The organism is Grimontia celer, assembly GCF_900055185.1.
In the GTDB taxonomy this organism is placed as follows: Bacteria; Pseudomonadota; Gammaproteobacteria; order Enterobacterales; family Vibrionaceae; genus Enterovibrio; species Enterovibrio celer.
The window spans coordinates 1-514 of record NZ_FIZX01000095.1 but is presented as its reverse complement, the minus strand read 5'-3'; the positions used below and the strand labels follow the sequence as shown (position 1 = coordinate 514).

Below are 514 nucleotides of genomic sequence, written 5' to 3'. Positions count from 1 at the left end.
TGACTATATTCCGGACATCAATACTCGCCTATCCATGTACAAGCGAATCGCGAGCGTCGCAGATAATGAAGAACTCGATGAGCTTAAAGTGGAACTGATAGATAGATTTGGCTTGTTGCCTGATGCAGCCAAGCACCTGCTTGCTGTCTCTCAGATGAAACTTCGTGGCAGAGCACTCAAGGTCAAAAAAGTAGAAGCTCATGACAAAGGTGGCTATATTGAATTTTATCCGGATGCTGACATTAACCCAGCCTTCTTGGTTAATCTACTTCAAGCACAGCCAACTAAGTTTGCAATGGAAGGGCCAACGAAATTCAAGTTTATGGAGGCTTTAACTGATAGGCGTCAACGTCTAAGTTACCTCAATAACATGCTTGACGAGTTTGAAGCCAATCGACTTCCGAACTCATAGGCGCTGAAAGCTGTAACGATTTTTCACAATGAAATGTTTCAGCAACGTCCTGTATTACTTGATATAATGGGATTGCACTCAATGATAGTGGCAATCAATGGA

General features: G+C 42.6%; 1 protein-coding gene. It reads left to right on the top strand.

Translation table 11 applies throughout. The features are described from left to right. On the top strand, positions 1-412 hold a 412-nt coding region (locus GCE9029_RS25605), incomplete at its 5' end, for a TRCF domain-containing protein (RefSeq protein ID WP_306455725.1). Between the last annotated feature and the right edge of the window lie 102 nt (positions 413-514).